Origin of the sequence: Actinobacillus ureae ATCC 25976, from assembly GCF_000188255.1 — a bacterium.
Taxonomy (GTDB): domain Bacteria; phylum Pseudomonadota; class Gammaproteobacteria; order Enterobacterales; family Pasteurellaceae; genus Actinobacillus; species Actinobacillus ureae.
The window spans coordinates 537,941-555,371 of record NZ_GL831081.1 but is presented as its reverse complement, the minus strand read 5'-3'; the positions used below and the strand labels follow the sequence as shown (position 1 = coordinate 555,371).

Here is a 17,431-nt window from a genome sequence, read left to right as displayed (position 1 = left end):
GCGGAAGCATTGGCGGCAGCGAATAAACGTGTAAGCAATATTTTAGCGAAAGCAGATGTTGCAATCGGTGAGGTAAATCCGACCGCTTGTGTTGAGCCGGCAGAGAAAGCACTTGCGGAAGCGGTACTTGGATTAAGAACGGAAGTTCAGCCGTTGATTGCACAAGGTGAATATACCGCTGTATTAGATAAGTTAGCAAGCTTACGTCAGCCGGTGGATAATTTCTTTGACAATGTGATGGTAAATGCAGAAGACCCAGAGTTACGTCAAAATCGTTTAGCGATTTTGAATACATTACAAGGGCTGTTCTTGCAAGTGGCAGATATTTCATTGTTACAATAATTATCACTCTAAGCCCTATGCTTTGGTATAGGGCTTTTTTTCGAGTGTCAAAATAAAAATAGCATATAAAGAGACATTCGTAGCTATAAAGTATGTATTAGGTTTTACCACATTTATAAAAGGAGAAATTAATGATGGGAAATTATCCGACAGTGGATAAGGCAGCGGCATGCATGATAAAAAATTATGAATCCTATGCGGTTGCATAAAGAACGATAAATAAAAAACTGATCGAGCTATTAAAAATAAATGCACCGAAACACTTTAATAAGGTACTTGAGATTGGTTGTGGTGCAGGACTCTTTTCCGCAGAATTTTTAGCAGATTTTAGTGCTGAACATCTAGTGTTAAAAGATTTATACGAAGAGTATCAGCCTTATTTGGCCGAGAAATTACAACGCAATTTTACGCTGATGAAAAGCGAATTTGTGTTTGGTGATTGCTTAAATACACCACTGGGTGATGGTTACGATTTGTTAGCCGCTGCGTCTGTGGTTGAGCATTTACCTTGTACTCAAACATTTGTAAAGTGTGCCAAAGCAAAATTAAAACGAGGCGGTTATTTGCTGTTTAATAGTGTGAATCCGCAACATTTCCATGAAATTCGAGCACTTGTCGGGGAAAGTGGTGATTATCCTTCATTATTGGACTGGATAAATCAATTGGAAGTGGATTTTGAAATTCTCAGTATTGAGCAAGACGGTTTATGCTTTTTATTTGAATCGCCGGAAGAAGTGATTACTCACTTAGAGTATACGGGTATTTCACAGTTAAAAACGGTGCAATGGACCGAAGATTTTTTATCAGGAATTTATACATCAATATACCCGACAGTTTAGCCAAGACGGCGATGTATCTTTAACTTATCAGCCGTTTTATATCTTGGCTCGTAAACGTTAATTATAAATTATGCTAGATAGTTTGGTTTATAATCGCTATGCTAGACAAATAAATAATATAAAACAAAATTACTCTTCGAATTTATGCTGTTCAGAGAATAATGATTTAACACAACATATAAGTAATAAGAGGTAACAAGATGTCAGTAAAGACCGAAGTTTTATTTAGTAACCATTGGAATGTGCGTGTTAGCGATCCGGGTGAAGAAGGTAATGTAAACCATTTTTTTGAAACGGTGTTCATTACTTTAGAAGTGAAAATTGATGGTGACAACATTCGGTATGAGTTCACACGTAAAGTGGAAGAAGATGTAAAAATTCAACGTAGATTTACTGATGTAAATGAACTCTTTGAGTTTTTAGGCGATTATTTAAGCCCGGTGGCGTTAGGTAATGTTGGCGTACGTATCGGTCAGCTTAACCTCGCTTAATTGAAACAAGCGGTTATTTTTGCAAATTTGACCGCTTGTCTTTTTCCTCCATTTAATACCTTTCTACTTTTTATCATTATGCTAAATTCACAAAACGCTCTTTATTTGCAAACTAAACCGTATTGGGATTATCTGCGTATTGAAAAGCAAGCCAGTCCTCATACTCTCAGTAATTATCAACGTCAGTTATTGGCTGTTAGCGAAATGTTTAGTCAGGCGGGGATTGGTGCTTGGCAAGAAGTGAATGTGGCTGCGGTGCGTTGGATGCTCACTCAAAGTCATAAACAAGGGTTGAGTGCTAAGAGTATCGGTTTACGTTTGGTGGCATTACGCCAGTGGTTTAATTATTTAGTGCAGCAGGAACAAATGACCGTCAATCCGGCATTGGGGATTAAGTCACCGAAAGTTGGCAAGCATCTACCGAAAAATATTGATGCGGAACAAATCGGGCAATTATTAAATACGGAAACAAGCGAACCGCTCGAACTACGTGATTTAGCGATGATGGAATTAATGTATAGTTCCGGATTACGTTTATCCGAATTACAAGGCTTAGATCTCGGTGATATGGATTTGAATGCTCGTGAAGTAAAAGTATTGGGTAAAGGTAATAAAGAACGTATTTTGCCAATCGGTACGAAAGCTTTACAGGCATTGCAGGCTTGGCTTGGGGGGCGCCATGATTTTAATCCACAGGATAATGCGCTGTTTTTAAATAAAAGAGGTGGGAGATTATCGCATCGTTCGATTCAACTTGCGATGCAGAAATGGGGCAAAAAGCAGGGGTTAGAAACACATTTACATCCGCATAAATTACGTCATTCATTTGCAACTCATATGCTGGAAGCCAGTGGAGATTTACGCGCGGTGCAAGAATTATTGGGGCATAGCAGTTTATCCACTACACAAATCTATACTAGTTTAGATTTTCAACATCTTGCCCAAATTTATGATGCGGCTCACCCGAGAGCGAGACGCAAAAAAGAAGAGGAGTAGTTTAAGTGTTTGAACGTCCTTGAGCTTGGGTTTCTGCAGGCAATGTTTCCATTTTGCAGAAGAAATACCAATATTGGCAAATAACTACGGCGACTAATGCCAGTTGGCCCCAAATATTCGGTAACACGAAAAACGAGAACAGGCAAAATGGGGCAGAAATCATTAAAATAGTGATTTTTTGCTTCATAGTCATCGCACGTTTTTCATCATAATCTTTTAAATATTTTTGATAGATTTTGGTACGCATAAACCATTGTTGTAATTGAGGCGAACTTTTACTAAAGCAGAAAAGCGCAAGTAATAAAAAAGGTGTAGTCGGTAGACCCGGTAAAATAGCGCCTAAAATACCCAGTCCGATACATAAAAAACCGATAGCGATATAAAATAGTCTCATAGTTATTACATTTGATAATTAATTTCAAACGCAAATACTAGACCTATTTTCGCTAATTTTCAACTAATTCCACTGAGTATTTAATGGTTTTATCCCGAGTCTTTTCGTTTCTAGACAAGTTTTAAGCTGCGTGATTTGTTCACAAATTTTATCTGTTACCGCTTGTGCTTCAGCCATTTTTTCTGCCGTTACCCCTGGGGACGTTTTATTAAACAAGATTGCGTCCAGTAAACGTTCGGCGTGCATACCGTCACGGCAATAATGTAACACGCCGGCATCATTAAATGCGGTAGCAACCGCACTGATTTGCGTGGTGGCAATACCTAAAGCCCCGTCTTCACCACCTAATTCTCGGAAAAGTTGGTGTTGTGGAAAGCCGCCGCAAGCGAGAAAAAATGAACGGCGAAAAATAGTATTTCCTCCACAGGTCATTCGCATATGTTGCCAAGCATATTCAAAATTCGGGTGGCTGCTATAACGCTCGGGCATATCTATCGGTTTTAGTGCAAGACGTACCACACTGATTTCCGGTCGGAAAGTGAAAATGCCTTCGGCAATTTGTAAAGCATGATCTTCGTAGGCATCATCCGCATCTAAAAAAGCGATAAAGTCGGCTTCACTTTGTAATGCCCCCCAATTGCGTGCTTTCGCTACACCGCCGTTTTCTGGCATCTGCTCGACACTAATTTTATGCGGTACTTGTGATTGCAGATGTTGAGCTAATGCGAGCGTATTATCGGTTGAGGCATCGTCAACCAACCATAAAGTGCCTAATTCCGGCTGGTTTAACGCACTTTGTACCGCCCGCACCAACGTTTGTTCGGCGTTATAGCAAGGAATAATCACATCTATCATACAAACTCAAATCCCTGTTCATCAAATTTTAAAACGGAAGCATAATCCACTTTCCAATCGCCGAGGACGATACGGGTAAATTCTGCTTCGGAATGTACCGCTTGGCGGTGGGTATGGCCGTGAATCAGATAAGTTGCACCAAAGCGTTTTACTGTTTCTGCAGTAAATGCCGGATTTACGTCCATAATGTCGGCGGGTTTATGCCGTTTATCTTGTTTACTCTTCGCACGAATTTTTTGTGCGATACGAATTCGCAGAGAGAGCGGTAAACGTAAAAAGAGCCACTGCAGCCATTTCTGATGCACTTTACGGCGGAATTGTTGGTATTTCACATCATCAATGCAAAGCGTATCACCGTGGCAAATCAGCGTTTTATGACCGTATAAATCGAGCAGATAATAATCGGGTAGAATCTCAATACCGGTTTCTTGGGCAAAACGTTTGCCCAATAAGAAGTCACGATTTCCGCAAATAAAATAGCATTTTACACCGCTTGTAGTGAGGGTTTTTAGGGCATTTTTCACTTGGTCGATAAGAGCGGATTGTTCGTCATCGCCAATCCAAAAATCAAAGAAATCGCCTAAGATATACACACTTTCTGCAAGCGGTGCTTTTTGTTGCATAAATTGCAAAAAGTGTTCGGTGATCTGAGGTTGTGCCTCGTTGAGGTGTAGGTCTGCAATAAAATAAATCATTTTGCTCGCAATAAAAAACGGTTCAATTTGCAAAATTTTAGCAAAATTGAACCGCTTGGAATAGGTTATTCGCTACGGAAGATGCCACGAATAAATTGAATAGACAGGAAGAAGAGCAGTGCTAATACGCCGTATAGAATATAACTGAAAATCGGCATTGAGCTGCTTTCGCCTTCGGCTAACGGTTTGATTGACACAATGTTTCTAAACTCGTTTAAGAAATTGATTCGCCAGCCGTAATATTTAATTTGCACCAGTCGTTTTTCATTCGCATACGCTTGAGCTTTAGCTTGAATATCGGCAGAACCGAATTTGAAATAAGGCGGTAAGCCCCAACCGGTATCTTCGTTACGATATACCATCACTTTTTTCGTTTCCGGATTCTCGGTAAATAAGAAATACACATCACGCACTTCACCGTCTGCCGGATTTGCTTTGCTGATGATGCCGTCTTTATCCATACGGCGCACTTCCATACCGGTTACCGTGGTGGTTTCATAGCTTGGCATCGCATAATTGACCGCACCACCCAACACAATAAAAAATGAGAGTGAGACGAGAATCAGAAAATATTTTAAAATCGCTTTCATTCGGGTTCCTTATTTAACCTTTAACTTGATAGATTAGAGTTTAATCTTGAATAAGTTTTGCACATTTTCAGTGGTAATGCGAGCTAATTCTTCAGTTGAAACGCCTTTTAGTGCGGCAAGATATTCACAAGTTTCACGCACATAGGCCGGCTGATTCTGCTTACCACGGTACGGAATTGGTGCAAGATAAGGCGAGTCGGTTTCAACCAATAAACGATCGAGTGGCACTTTACGTACCACATCACGCAATTCTTCTGCATTACGGAAGGTGATAATACCCGAAATCGAGATATAGAAACCGATATCCAATGCACGTTTTGCCATATCCCAATCTTCGGTAAAGCAGTGTAATACACCGCCGCAATTTTCCGCTTTGCCCTCAATCAGCATATCGATAGTGTCTTGGCGAGCCGAGCGGGTGTGGATAACAAGTGGCTTATTCACTTTATTGGCAATTTCAATTTGTTGTGAAAACAGCGATTGTTGTAACGCTTTGGTTTCCGGCGTGTAGTGGTAATCTAAACCGGTTTCACCGATTGCCACTACTTTTTCATCCTGTGCGAAGGTAAGTAATTTATCGTAATCAAATGGCTCTTCTTCGACATTTAACGGATGCACGCCACAAGATAGTGAAACATCATTACGATGTGCCGTTAAGGCTTTCATCGCATCAAAACGCCCAAGCGTGGTACAAATCGAAATAAAGTGATGAACACCACGTGCTTTAGCGTTTTCGATGACTTCGTCCACGTTTTTATGGCGAGTTTCATAATCTAAAGCGTCTAAATGACAATGTGAGTCGATAATAAATAAGTCTTTCAATGTTTTTTTCCTACATATAATGTTTATGATCTATTCTATTGTTTAGAATACGAACCACTAAAATATAGTTTAGTTATATTTGATAAAAAATAGTATGAGATTGGCAAACAAAACTAAAAATATTTAAACCAATCTCACTTCGAGAAATGCCTATTTGGGGAAAGGAAGCAATATTTTCTAACGTCTTTTTTAGCAGGTTTAAGTATTCATCTGATTGCGTATGTCCAAATTGTTCCGTTGTATAGTGGGTAATAGCGGTTAGATCTTGCTTAGCTTTTACCGAAAACTTATACATTAGCGGTACCTCTTGCTTGTGTAACGATTTCATCAAAAGAATCATTACATTCGCCGCTATCAATACCTTCTTGAATAGAATGACGTAATTGCACGAGATATTGCTCTTTTTCTTCTAACAAACGTAAGGCAGTACGCACCACTTCACTTGTTGAACCGTAATGTCCACTTTCTACCATTTGATTAACGAAATCATTTAATGGCTCGCCTAAAGTAACACTGGTTGTTCTTGCCATAATCTTTCCTTTTTGTGTGAATTATTCATACAATAGCAGAAGTGTTTAATTTTACCAATGAATTACTCAAACACCTCTAACACAACTCGCGTCAGGCAGTTAAGTAACATCAATTCCAAATTCACCGCATTCACTTGTTGTAAGTCTTGGCGGGTTTGTTGCAGGATTTGGTGACCTTTTAGCAACGCTTGGGCGGAGAGTTGTTGGCTAAACGGCAGAATACCGGCTTGTAAATCCGGATTTGTCCAACCGATTGCGATATCCATTTTGGTTTTTAATGCATCGGCAAAAAAGCTATCCAACCATTCTAACTGCTGCAATACCAATTCTTTTTCTTTATCGAATGCCGTGAAGAGTAGCAATACATCTCGACTTTTAAAGAAACGCCAAAAGGTTTGCAAAAAGGTCTTACGGGCTTGCAAGTGGTCGTTTTCTAAAAAAGTTTTGCAAATCAGTGGGCGTTGATGACATAAACGCATCGCAATTTCACAAGAGGCAAAATCGACACCGCTACAGTTTGCTTGCAACCAATCTAACGCAATATCCGTTTCCGGCGGATGAATTAACCACGTTTGGCAGCGACTTTGAATGGTCGGGAGCATTGCACCTTGTAGTGGAGCTTCAAGCAGAAAATAAACGCTGTTATGCGGTTCTTCGAGCGTTTTTAGTAACGCATTGCTGCTTGCTTCGGTTAAGCGTTCCGCACCTCGAATATACACCACCGCATTGCCACCTTGTTGCGAGAAGTTTTGCAATTTGGCATTGGTTTCACGCACTTGATCAATACCGATATCTTTATCATCAATCGGTTCTAAGATATGGAAATCGGGGTGGTTTCCGGCAGTGGTCAATAAACAACTTTTACATTGCTGACAGGCTTGTTCGCCGTGCGGATTTTGGCAAAGTAGCCAATGCGCAAAATGACGAATCAGCGTTTCTGTGCCTAAACCCGAATCGGTTTTAAATAACAGGGCGTGATGGCCACGCCCGTGTAAAAAGGATTCTGTTAGTTGTTGATAAGTGTGTTGAAGCCAAGGATACAGCATATTTATTTTGCAATGTTTAAGAAGTTTTCGACCGCTTGTTGAATATCTGCGGCAACTTGTTCGATAGATTGTTCCGCATTAATGATCACTGCTTTCTCGTTATTTTGTGTCAGTTCCAAATAACGTTGACGTGTGCGATAAAAGAAATCGAGACTTTGCTGTTCAATGCGATCCAATTCACCACGACCTATGGCACGAGCTAAACCGATCGCAGGATCAATATCTAAATAGATGGTTAAATCAGGTTCAAATTTACCTAAAACGGTTTCTTTTAAGGTTTCGAGTAAGTGACGATCAATTTGACGTCCACCGCCTTGATAGGCTTGTGAAGACATATCGTGACGATCGCCCAACACCCATTTGCCTTCTGCCAACGCCGGTTTAATCACGTTTTCGACTAACTGAATGCGTGCCGCATATAACATCAGTAATTCGGCTTTATCGCTGACTGCTTCTTCGGTTTCGTGTTTGATTAAATGGCGTAACTTTTCCGCTAACGGTGTACCGCCGGGTTCACGGATTTGTACCACGTTTTTGCCCGCTTTTTCCAGCTGAGCCAAAATCACTTGGTGTGCGGTGGTTTTACCTGCACCTTCTAAACCTTCCAGAACAATAAATTTTCCTCGCATCTTATTTCTTCTCAAGTTTTCTGTTTCGTTCAATCTTGATCCATTCACGAACCGCTTGATTGTGTTCGCTTAAGGTTTTACTAAATTTGTGTCCGCCGCTGCCGTCCGCCACAAAATAGAGATACGGCGTATTATCCGGTTGTGAAACGGCTTTTAAAGCAGCTTCGCTTGGCATCGCAATCGGCGTTGGCGGCAAACCGTCAATTACATAAGTATTATAAGGTGTTGCTTCTTCCAAATCTTTTTTACGAATATTACCGTTGTAACGATCGCCCATGCCGTAAATTACGGTCGGGTCGGTCTGTAATTTCATTTTTAATCTGAGGCGATTAATAAATACGGAAGCCACTTGTGGGCGCTCGCTCGCAACTGCGGTTTCTTTCTCCACGATAGAAGCCAAAATCAGCATTTCATACGAGTTAGCAAGCGGTAGATTTTCCGCACGATTTTGCCAAGCGTTATCCAATGCTTTTTGTTGCTTTTGATAAGCACGTTTCAGTAAGGCTAAATCGCTTGAGTTCGGTACATAGCCATAAGTATCGGGCGCAATCCAACCTTCAAGTTTCTCATGGGTAATGCCAAGCAATTGAGCAATTTCCGCTTCGGATTTTCCGGTTAACGTGTGTCGCATATAGCTTGCTTTTGCCAATTTTTCACGCCAAACCTTAAAGGTTTTACCTTCGATAAATTGTACGTTAAGTTGAGCTTCTTTGCCGGAACTAAAATGTTTCAGTAAGTCTTCAACGCTATTTAGTCCGTTAAGTGAGTAAGTCCCTGCTTTGAATTTGCTGAGTTCCGGTTTAAAACGCATAAGATAGGGCAGTAAGCTTACATCATCGTGACTAATAATGCCTTGTTCTTCCAACAATTGTGCTAGTTTTTGGCTGGATGTGCCTTTTTCTAACAGGAAGAATTGGTCCGCTTTAGTGGTGATTGGATGTTTGGCTAAATTATTGAGTTTTTGGTAGCCGTAGAATACGCCACCTAAAGCGACAACGCCGATTAAACCGAGTGAAATAACAAGTTTTTTGATCATTAAATAAGTTCGCTGTAAATGATGTGTTGAATAATTGCAGTAAAAATGCTGTGAATTTTACACTATAAACACGAAATAAGCGGTTATTTTTTCAAGAAAATTTGTAAGGATATAAAGTGGTGGGTCGTGAAGGATTCGAACCTTCGACCAACGGATTAAAAGTCCGCTGCTCTACCGACTGAGCTAACGACCCTTTAGAAGGTATCACAAGTTAAGTGGTGGGTCGTGAAGGATTCGAACCTTCGACCAACGGATTAAAAGTCCGCTGCTCTACCGACTGAGCTAACGACCCTTAACGTTGCGTAACAGGCGTATATAATACGGATTTAAGAAAAATGGTCAAGTGCTTTTTGGCAAATTTATCTTGTTTGAATGGTTTGTAAACGATTCCGATTATTTTTGAACAATCTATTTAAACAGAACGGAAAAATTGCAATCATTTAGGCAAAAAATAAGGCGGTCATTTGACCGCCTTATTCGAAATTATGCGTTAGCTTTTGTCACGTAGTCAATCGCTGATTGAACTGTTGTGATTTTTTCAGCTTCTTCATCTGGAATTTCGATATCGAATTCTTCTTCTAAAGCCATCACTAACTCAACAGTGTCTAAAGAGTCTGCACCTAAATCTTCAATGAATGAAGCTTCTGGTTTAACGTCTTCAGCTTTAACACCTAATTGATCAACGATGATTTTTTTTACGCGTTCTTCAATGCTCATTTTGTTTTTCCTATGTGAAATTCGCCTAAGTGCGAGAATTAAATAGTGTAAAGAAAAAAATGCTAAATTCAACGCTTTTAAAGCAAGGTCAAACCAGCCTAAATTTTCTCACACAAGAACTAAAATTGTTTATCCGTAGTAATCGGACAAAAAAGCGATCGATATTTTAACATTATGAATAGGCTTTATCCATAGCGTATTACGGTTTGTAAGTGATTTTCTCACTCACAAGCGGTTCATTTTCGCCAATTTTTTGCAAAATAGAAGCGCTTATCGCCTTAAATTTGTGTTAATTCGGCACGCATTTGATCGATAACCGCTTTGTAGTCGGGTTGATCGAAAATCGCTGAACCGGCAACGAAAGTGTCTGCTCCCGCTTTAGCGATTTCTGCGATGTTCTCAATTTTTACGCCGCCGTCAATTTCTAAACGGATAGGGTAGCCGCTTTTATCAATTCGACGACGAGCTTCTTGTAGCTTTTCTAAGGTGGCTGGGATAAATCTTTGTCCGCCGAAACCAGGATTAACACCCATCAGCAAAATCATATCCACTTTATCCATCACATAATTTAAATAACTCAGCGGTGTCGCCGGATTGAACACTAAACCCGATTTACAGCCAAGATCACGGATCATTTGCAAAGTACGGTCGATATGATCGGTCGCTTCCGGATGGAAGGTAATATAGTTCGCCCCTGCTTTGGCAAAATCCGGAATTAAGCGTTCGACCGGTTTTACCATTAAGTGAACGTCAATTTCCGCAGTGATACCATAATCACGTAATGCTTTACATATTGCCGGACCAAACGTCAGATTCGGCACAAAATGGTTATCCATTACATCGAAATGAATAATATCGCCACCGGCTTTTAATACTTCTGCAACATCATCGCCTAAACGTGAGAGATCAGCAGATAAAATAGATGGGGCGATTAAAAACGGTTGTTGAGCCATGTTTTATCCTTATAAATATAGTCAATCAGTTTTAGTGTGTAGCCTATCATAAAATACAAAAAGAAAAGGCGATCTAAGTCGCACTTTTATTATTTAGCACAAAAATTAACCAAAAGAATTATATCCATAAAAAAATTATAGAAATAAAAACGGTTCTCAGGTAGGATATATCCACTTTTTATTTATTGGAATAAATAAGCCTCTGGAGGATTTTTATTATGAAAAAAGGGATTCACCCTGAAAATTATCGTGAAGTATTGTTTTATGATAGCTCGGTACAAATGGGCTGGGTAATTCGTTCTTGTGCTGCAACTAATAAAACCATGGTTTGGGAAGATGGTAAAGAATATCCGTTTTATCCATTGGATACGTCATCTGCGTCACATCCAGTTTATACGGGTAAACGTCGCGAGGCGAATACGGAAGGTCGAGCAAGCAAGTTTAATGAACGCTTTAAAGGTATGGCTGGTTTAACGGCTAAAAAATAAGGATAAGATATGAAAATTTTAAACTCATTGAAAACGGCAAAGACACGTCACCCAGATTGCCAAATTGTGCGTCGTAAAGGCAAACTTTATGTGATTTGCAAAAGCAATCCTCGCTTTAAAGCACGCCAACGTTAATTTTTTTCACATGACATAACGTAAAAATGCATATTCAAGTTATTTTGAATATGCATTTTTTCTTTTGTATTGGTAAAAAAATTGTCTTTTTGGACCGCTTGCTATTCAGTCGGTGCAATTTCTTCAGTTGGGAGTGCTTGTTGATCTTCCGCTACATCCGCTTTAGTGTTTTCTGTTTTACTCTTATTGAGTGAAATTGCAGCTAATACGGTCGGTTTGCTCGCTTCAACGATATTGTCTGCGCCGGTACAATAATGTTGTCCACGGTCCCGCCACATCGGAATTTGGCGATTCGGATCACAATTAATCGTGCCGTAGCTGTTAATACCTACCCACTGTAAATTTTTTGACTTCGGTAATTTAAACGCCGTAGGCAATGCACGTTCTAGGTATTGTTTATAAACAAACAATGCACCGCTAGAACCGGTTAAATTGGTATCGGTATTGTTATCCTTACCTAGCCATACGGTCGTCACGTTTTCACCATCGATACCAACAAACCAAGTATCGCGAGCATTGTTGGTTGTTCCGGTTTTACCAGCTAAGCGTAAATGCGCAAAGTCATTTTGCAAGCCACGGGCAGTACCACGTTCCACCACTTGCTGCATCACATATAAGGTTTGGATCGCAGCTTCCGGCGCTAATACTTGTTGGCTTACTTCTTCAACGTTACGTTGATAAAGCGGACTGCCATCGTGCGACATAATTGATTCAATCGTGGTTAATGGTGTTTTTAAGCCATTATTTGCTAAAACCTGATAAGACTTTGTCACATCGTACGGCGAAATCGAATACGAACCTAACAGCATAGAAGGGTAGGCCGGAATATCCGCTTTGTCCCAACCCATTTCTTTTTGTTTTGCAATGACTTTCTTTAAGCCGACTTTCATACCGATATTCACGGTCGGAATATTTAATGAACGCACTAACGCATCCATTAACATTACCGAGCCGCTGAATTTTTTGTCGTAGTTTTTCGGCGTCCATGGCGGAGAACCCTTGGTATAAATCGTAATCGGTTTATTCTGAATCGGCGTATTTAATCGGAAATTATTCGGATCCGAAAGCGCAATCGCATAAATTGAAGGCTTCACCAATGAACCGATCTGACGTTTAGTCTGAATCGCTCGGTTAAAGCCGGCAAATTGAGTTAAACGGTCACCCACAATCGCACGAACCTTACCGGTTTTATATTCGGCAACCACAATCGCAGATTGTAAATCTTTGATTTTACTATTTGAAGCTTCTAGTGATTCTAAGCCGTTAATTACTGCTTGTTCGGCAGAACGCTGTTGTTTGCGATCTAAAGTTGTGAAAATTCTAGCACCGGACAGTTGCGCATATTTACTTTCACCTAACTCTGTTTTCAGATCGAGATTGAGTGTTTTCATAAATGCAGGTTGCTGACGATAAATACTGCCTTTTTCTTTTACTCCGAGCGGTTGTTTCACTAATAATTCATATTCCGGCTGGGTAATCGCTTGATTTTCAAGTAATAATTTTAATACCACATTACGGCGCTCAAGTGCTGCTTCCGGATGACGCCACGGATTATAGAGGGAAGGGCCTTTCACCATACCAACTAACAATGCCATTTGTGATGGAGTAATTTCTTGGATTGGTCGACCGAAATAGAATTGACTCGCCAAAGCAAATCCGTGTACCTGATAGCTGCCGTTTTGACCTAAATAAATTTCATTCAGATAGGTTTCTAAGATACGGTTCTTTTCGTAGCGGAAATCCAAAATAAGCGACATCAGTGCTTCATTCACTTTACGTACAATGGTCTTTTCACTGGTTAAGAACAAGTTTTTGACTAATTGTTGGGTAAGTGTACTCGCACCTTGTACCGTTCTACCTGCTTGATAGTTTACCAGTAATGCTCGGGCGATACCCATAGGGCTGATACCGTCATGCTGATAGAAACGTTTATCTTCAGTCAGAATTAATGCCTGAATTAAGAAATACGGATATTGTTGTAAACGTAACGCTTGGCGTTCTTCGTCATTATCCGAATGCAGCATGGCGATTAATTTCGGATCGAGGCGAAACTCATTGATTAATCGGCGTTGCACTAAATCTTCGATGTGCGATAGCTTGTCGTTTTCAAAACGCAAACGTAATACACGCTGCGCTTCCGGTGTTTCAGGAAATGGGAAAGCACGGCGTAACAACACGAGCGTATTGTTTTCAATTTTGAAATCGCCCGGCGTGGCAATTTGAGAAACTTGGCGGTAGCCGTTATCGAGCAACGCTTGCTTGGTTGCTTCAAGTGATAACTTATCTTCAACGCTGATACTTTCAATGCGACTATAAACTTCCGCCGGCAATTGCCATACTTGACCGTCCATTTTGGCCCGAATACGCCCATCGAGATAAATCCCGTAAAATGCGGCAAAGCAAGCACCGACAAGACCTAACTTAAGGCAAGTTGGAATAAAGAACGGTTTTTTCTTTAGCTGTTTATCTTCTTGTTCTGGCGTTTGAGGTTCGGTTTGGGTATTTGACATAGAAAATTATTTGCAAAAAAGTCAGCGAATTAGACCGCTTGTTAGAGCCTCCCTTAGAAGGGAGGCAATAGTAGGTGTAATTACGGATTACGTTTAAATTTACTGAAGTCAGGTTCACGTTTTTCGTTGAAAGCGTTACGACCTTCCTGACCTTCTTCCGTCATATAGAACAACATCGTTGCGTTGCCTGCTAATTCTTGAAGACCGGCTTGACCGTCACAGTCCGCATTTAATGCCGCTTTTAAGCAACGCAATGCGATTGGACTGTTTTGTAACATTTCACGACACCAACGCACGGTTTCTTTTTCAAGATCCGCATAAGGTACAACCGTATTCACTAAGCCCATATTTAATGCTTCTTGCGCATCGTACATACGGCATAAGAACCAGATTTCACGTGCTTTCTTCTGACCTACGATACGAGCCATATAGCTTGCGCCCCAGCCGCCGTCGAATGAACCTACTTTCGGGCCGGTTTGACCGAATTTTGCGTTATCGGCTGCGATCGTTAAGTCACACATCATATGTAATACGTGACCGCCACCTACCGCATAGCCTGCTACCATTGCCACAACCGGTTTCGGACAAGTACGAATATCACGTTGGAACTCCAACACGTTTAAGTGATGTACACCACTGTCATCTTTATAACCACCGTAGTCACCACGAATTTTTTGGTCACCACCGGCACAGAATGCGTATTCGCCTTCACCGGTTAGCACAATTACACCGATTTTTTCGTCAAAGCGAGCATCGGCGAAAGCGTGGATCATTTCTTTAACCGTTTGTGGACGGAATGCGTTACGTACTTCAGGACGATTGATGGTAATTTTTGCAATACCATCGGTTGATTTGTGGTAACGAATATCAGTGTAACCTTCGCTGTGATCTACCCATGTAACTGGTGCATAAAGAAATTCTTCGCTTGGATATAACATTGGAGTTCCTTTTTAATGTGTATAAAAAATTCGGGCAATTATAGCCGAATTGAGAGGGATTAACGAGAAAATAAGCGGTCAAATTTTGTAAAAAATTTACAAAAATCCACCGCTTATGTTTAGAGACGATTAGGCTTTTGTGACACGAATGACGCCGTTTACTTTGGTTAGCTTCTGAATCACTACATAAAGATGAGCATTATCCGTGACGGAAATGCGCATTTTCACTTGGTAATTACCCGTGCCGTTCGGGCGACTTTCTACTGTGCCGATATTACTGTTCATCGAGGCAATCGCATTGGTTAAACTTGCCAACACACCCGGCTGGTCTTTGATTTCCAATTCGATATCAACATCCAACTGTTCCGGTTTTACTACTTCATCCGTAACCTGATCAACATTTTCTAAATGTTTCAGTGCAGTGCGGATTTTTGAACGAGCTTTGGCACTGACCACAAACGTCAGCCAAGACGGGCTTGGACGTTTACCTTGTTCGGTCAGAATTTCAACTGTTTGCCCAGATTGCAACGGCTGTGAAATCGGATACGGGTTGCGATCAACGATTGCGCCGACACAACGGTCGCCAATATCCGAGTGAACCGCATAAGCAAAGTCGATAGCGGTTGCTTTTGCCGGCAATTCTACAATACGACCTTTAGGCGTGAACACATAAATGTCATCGGAGAAAAGGTCGGATTTAACGTTCTCAATAAATTCATCCGAGTTACCGGCGCTTTGTTGCAGCTCGATAATACTGCGCAGCCATTGTTGCGCTTTTTGTTGTACGCTGGTTGCTGTAGTTTGATCTTCGGTATAACGCCAATGAGCCGCCACGCCGAGTTCCGCCATTAAATCCATATCTTCAGTACGAATCTGTACTTCAATCGGCACACCTTTATGCCCAATCATTGAGGTATGTAATGACTGATAACCGTTGCTTTTCGGCACGGCAATATAGTCACGAATTTTGTACGGGCGAGGCTTATACAGCGAGTGCATTTGCCCCAATACACGGTAGCAATTATCTAGGTTTTCCACCACCACTCTAAACGCATAAATATCTAAAATGGAATGGAAATGTTGGTCACGTTGACGCATTTTTTCATAAAGCGAGTAGAGGTGTTTTTCTCTACCATAAACACGGCCTTTGATACCGGTTTCGTCTAAACGTGATTGAATTTCGTGAGAAATGCTCGAAATCAGATCTTGGCGAGTACCGCGCGCCATATCAATTGCCATACGTAAGACACGATAACGATGAGGGTGCATCGCTTGGAAGCAGAGATTTTCCAATTCATTTTTAAGATGTTCAATGCCTAAGCGATGTGCTAACGGACTGTAAATCTCAAGCGTTTCTTTCGCAATACGACGACGTTTATCTGGACGTAACACCCCTAGTGTACGCATATTATGGGTACGGTCAGCCAGTTTGATTAATACCACTCGAATGTCTTTAGTCATCGCCAAAATCATTTTGCGGAAGTTCTCAACTTGTGCTTCTTGGCGGGTACGGAATTTTAATTTATCCAGCTTGGAAACGCCTTGCACGATTTCCGCAACACTCGCACCAAATTCGGCGGCAAGCTGTTCTTCCGTGTAAGGTGTATCTTCAATCACATCATGTAACAATGCCGCCATTACCGCTTCGTGGTCGAGTTTCATTTCCGCAATAATGGATGCCACTGCTACAGGGTGAGTAATGTAAGGCTCTCCGCTTGAGCGAGTTTGCCCCTCGTGCGCATCACGCGCAATCACAAAGGCACGCTTTACCAGCTCGATTTTATCAGCAGGTAAATAGCCCTGAATAATGCTATCTAACGGTTGAAAAAGATACACGGTACACCTCGAGAAAAATAGAATTAAAAAATGGATAATTGACAATAGATAGTACTACTATTTATTGTCAATTATCCATCTAAATATTGAATAAATTTGATCTTAAGCGTTAGCTTGAACATCTGCTAAAAAAGAGATCGCTTCTTGTTCAGCAACTTCTTGTTGGATCGCATCATTGTTTTCTAATTGATCCATGATCTGACTATTGATTAAACCTTTTTCGATTTCACGTAATGCGATAACCGTTGGCTTATCATTTTCTTCAGGCACAAGTGGTTCACGAACGTGAAGTTGTAATTGTCTTGCACGGCGTGCCGCGGTCAAAATTAAGTCGAAACGGTTGCCGATTCTATCTGCTGCTTCTTGTACGGTTACACGAGCCATTTTGTTACTCCAGAGTTTTTGCGAATTTCGTTTATAAAAAGACGACAGATTATACAGAAATTCATTGCTGCTTACAATGCAAGCGGCTAGATTTGCAAAAACTTTATCAAATTTGACCGCTTGTATTTATTGGAAGATATTTTAAGAAATGGAATCTTCTTTATTCAAATAATCTTTTTATTTCTTTTTCATATAAATAAAGGGG

22 protein-coding genes and 2 tRNA genes are annotated in these 17,431 nt (G+C 40.7%); 6 read left to right on the top strand and 18 right to left on the bottom strand.

Annotated elements, in window-relative coordinates; all coding sequences use genetic code 11:
• The 4 genes from HMPREF0027_RS12860 to xerC form a co-directional block, all read left to right on the top strand.
• A partial coding sequence (locus HMPREF0027_RS12860) for a DALR anticodon-binding domain-containing protein (protein ID WP_005625085.1) occupies positions 1-342 on the top strand: 342 nt, incomplete at its 5' end.
• Positions 343-557: 215 nt separating this feature from the next.
• A complete protein-coding gene (locus tag HMPREF0027_RS10505) occupies positions 558-1,181 on the top strand; it encodes a class I SAM-dependent methyltransferase (protein ID WP_309570097.1) in 624 nt (207 codons plus the stop codon).
• A 200-nt stretch (positions 1,182-1,381) separates the two neighbouring features.
• The gene (locus HMPREF0027_RS10500; protein WP_005625080.1) at positions 1,382-1,672 is read left to right on the top strand and encodes a DUF5377 family protein; all 291 of its coding nucleotides are present in this window, start codon (positions 1,382-1,384) and stop codon (positions 1,670-1,672) included.
• Positions 1,673-1,750: 78 nt separating this feature from the next.
• A complete protein-coding gene (gene xerC, locus HMPREF0027_RS10495; RefSeq protein WP_081456975.1) occupies positions 1,751-2,668 on the top strand; it encodes a tyrosine recombinase XerC in 918 nt (305 codons plus the stop codon).
• A gap of 1 nt (position 2,669) precedes the next feature.
• Here xerC and HMPREF0027_RS10490 read toward each other — a convergent pair whose 3' ends face one another.
• The 14 genes from HMPREF0027_RS10490 to rpe all read right to left on the bottom strand — a co-directional run bounded on the left by HMPREF0027_RS10490 (position 2,670) and on the right by rpe (position 10,935).
• Positions 2,670-3,062: a YbaN family protein gene (locus tag HMPREF0027_RS10490; RefSeq protein ID WP_005625076.1), complete on the bottom strand. Its 393-nt coding sequence runs from the start codon at positions 3,060-3,062 to the stop codon at positions 2,670-2,672.
• A gap of 63 nt (positions 3,063-3,125) precedes the next feature.
• Positions 3,126-3,917: a glycosyltransferase family 2 protein gene (locus tag HMPREF0027_RS10485; protein ID WP_005625075.1), complete on the bottom strand. Its 792-nt coding sequence runs from the start codon at positions 3,915-3,917 to the stop codon at positions 3,126-3,128.
• Positions 3,914-4,612 carry a UDP-2,3-diacylglucosamine diphosphatase gene (gene lpxH, locus HMPREF0027_RS10480; RefSeq protein ID WP_420834423.1) on the bottom strand — a complete coding sequence of 233 codons (699 nt, stop codon included), beginning with the start codon at positions 4,610-4,612 and terminating at the stop codon, positions 3,914-3,916. The genes HMPREF0027_RS10485 and lpxH overlap by 4 nt, the downstream gene beginning before the upstream one ends.
• Positions 4,613-4,677: 65 nt before the next feature.
• A complete protein-coding gene (locus HMPREF0027_RS10475) occupies positions 4,678-5,202 on the bottom strand; it encodes a DUF1523 family protein (RefSeq protein ID WP_005625070.1) in 525 nt (174 codons plus the stop codon).
• Positions 5,203-5,235: 33 nt separating this feature from the next.
• Positions 5,236-6,024, bottom strand: a complete 789-nt coding sequence (locus HMPREF0027_RS10470; protein ID WP_005625068.1) for a TatD family hydrolase — start codon at positions 6,022-6,024, stop codon at positions 5,236-5,238.
• 73 nt (positions 6,025-6,097) lie between these two features.
• Complete coding sequence (locus tag HMPREF0027_RS10465; RefSeq protein WP_005625066.1) at positions 6,098-6,319, bottom strand: type II toxin-antitoxin system RelE/ParE family toxin; 222 nt, start codon at positions 6,317-6,319, stop codon at positions 6,098-6,100.
• Positions 6,312-6,554, bottom strand: a complete 243-nt coding sequence (locus tag HMPREF0027_RS10460) for a type II toxin-antitoxin system ParD family antitoxin (protein WP_005625064.1) — start codon at positions 6,552-6,554, stop codon at positions 6,312-6,314. Before HMPREF0027_RS10460 ends, HMPREF0027_RS10465 begins: the two co-directional genes overlap by 8 nt.
• 62 nt (positions 6,555-6,616) lie before the next feature.
• Positions 6,617-7,600 (bottom strand): DNA polymerase III subunit delta', encoded by a 984-nt coding sequence (locus tag HMPREF0027_RS10455; RefSeq protein WP_005625061.1) that lies wholly within the window; start codon positions 7,598-7,600, stop codon positions 6,617-6,619.
• A 2-nt stretch (positions 7,601-7,602) separates the two neighbouring features.
• The gene (gene tmk, locus HMPREF0027_RS10450) at positions 7,603-8,229 is read right to left on the bottom strand and encodes a dTMP kinase (RefSeq protein WP_005625059.1); all 627 of its coding nucleotides are present in this window, start codon (positions 8,227-8,229) and stop codon (positions 7,603-7,605) included.
• Between the two features lies 1 nt (position 8,230).
• Positions 8,231-9,265 carry an endolytic transglycosylase MltG gene (gene mltG, locus HMPREF0027_RS10445; RefSeq protein ID WP_005625057.1) on the bottom strand — a complete coding sequence of 345 codons (1,035 nt, stop codon included), beginning with the start codon at positions 9,263-9,265 and terminating at the stop codon, positions 8,231-8,233.
• Between the two features lie 117 nt (positions 9,266-9,382).
• Positions 9,383-9,458, bottom strand: a tRNA-Lys gene (locus tag HMPREF0027_RS10440).
• A gap of 23 nt (positions 9,459-9,481) precedes the next feature.
• A tRNA-Lys gene (locus tag HMPREF0027_RS10435) sits at positions 9,482-9,557 on the bottom strand.
• 191 nt (positions 9,558-9,748) lie between these two features.
• Positions 9,749-9,982, bottom strand: a complete 234-nt coding sequence (gene acpP, locus HMPREF0027_RS10430; RefSeq protein WP_005599419.1) for an acyl carrier protein — start codon at positions 9,980-9,982, stop codon at positions 9,749-9,751.
• 278 nt (positions 9,983-10,260) lie between these two features.
• Positions 10,261-10,935, bottom strand: coding sequence for a ribulose-phosphate 3-epimerase (rpe, locus tag HMPREF0027_RS10425; protein ID WP_005625055.1), 675 nt, complete (start codon positions 10,933-10,935; stop codon positions 10,261-10,263).
• Positions 10,936-11,153: 218 nt separating this feature from the next.
• Here rpe and HMPREF0027_RS10420 point away from each other — a divergent pair, with 218 nt between their 5' ends.
• The gene (locus tag HMPREF0027_RS10420) at positions 11,154-11,423 is read left to right on the top strand and encodes a type B 50S ribosomal protein L31 (protein WP_005625053.1); all 270 of its coding nucleotides are present in this window, start codon (positions 11,154-11,156) and stop codon (positions 11,421-11,423) included.
• 9 nt (positions 11,424-11,432) lie between these two features.
• Positions 11,433-11,558 carry a type B 50S ribosomal protein L36 gene (gene ykgO / locus HMPREF0027_RS10415; RefSeq protein WP_005599425.1) on the top strand — a complete coding sequence of 42 codons (126 nt, stop codon included), beginning with the start codon at positions 11,433-11,435 and terminating at the stop codon, positions 11,556-11,558.
• 101 nt (positions 11,559-11,659) lie between these two features.
• Here ykgO and mrcB read toward each other — a convergent pair whose 3' ends face one another.
• The 4 genes from mrcB to rpoZ form a co-directional block, all read right to left on the bottom strand.
• Positions 11,660-14,068 carry a penicillin-binding protein 1B gene (mrcB, locus tag HMPREF0027_RS10410; protein ID WP_005625051.1) on the bottom strand — a complete coding sequence of 803 codons (2,409 nt, stop codon included), beginning with the start codon at positions 14,066-14,068 and terminating at the stop codon, positions 11,660-11,662.
• Positions 14,069-14,148: 80 nt separating this feature from the next.
• Positions 14,149-15,006, bottom strand: coding sequence for a 1,4-dihydroxy-2-naphthoyl-CoA synthase (menB, locus tag HMPREF0027_RS10405; RefSeq protein WP_005625049.1), 858 nt, complete (start codon positions 15,004-15,006; stop codon positions 14,149-14,151).
• Positions 15,007-15,135: 129 nt separating this feature from the next.
• Positions 15,136-16,842 (bottom strand): RelA/SpoT family protein, encoded by a 1,707-nt coding sequence (locus HMPREF0027_RS10400; RefSeq protein ID WP_005625047.1) that lies wholly within the window; start codon positions 16,840-16,842, stop codon positions 15,136-15,138.
• Positions 16,843-16,944: 102 nt separating this feature from the next.
• A complete protein-coding gene (gene rpoZ, locus HMPREF0027_RS10395) occupies positions 16,945-17,226 on the bottom strand; it encodes a DNA-directed RNA polymerase subunit omega (RefSeq protein WP_005625045.1) in 282 nt (93 codons plus the stop codon).
• Between the last annotated feature and the right edge of the window lie 205 nt (positions 17,227-17,431).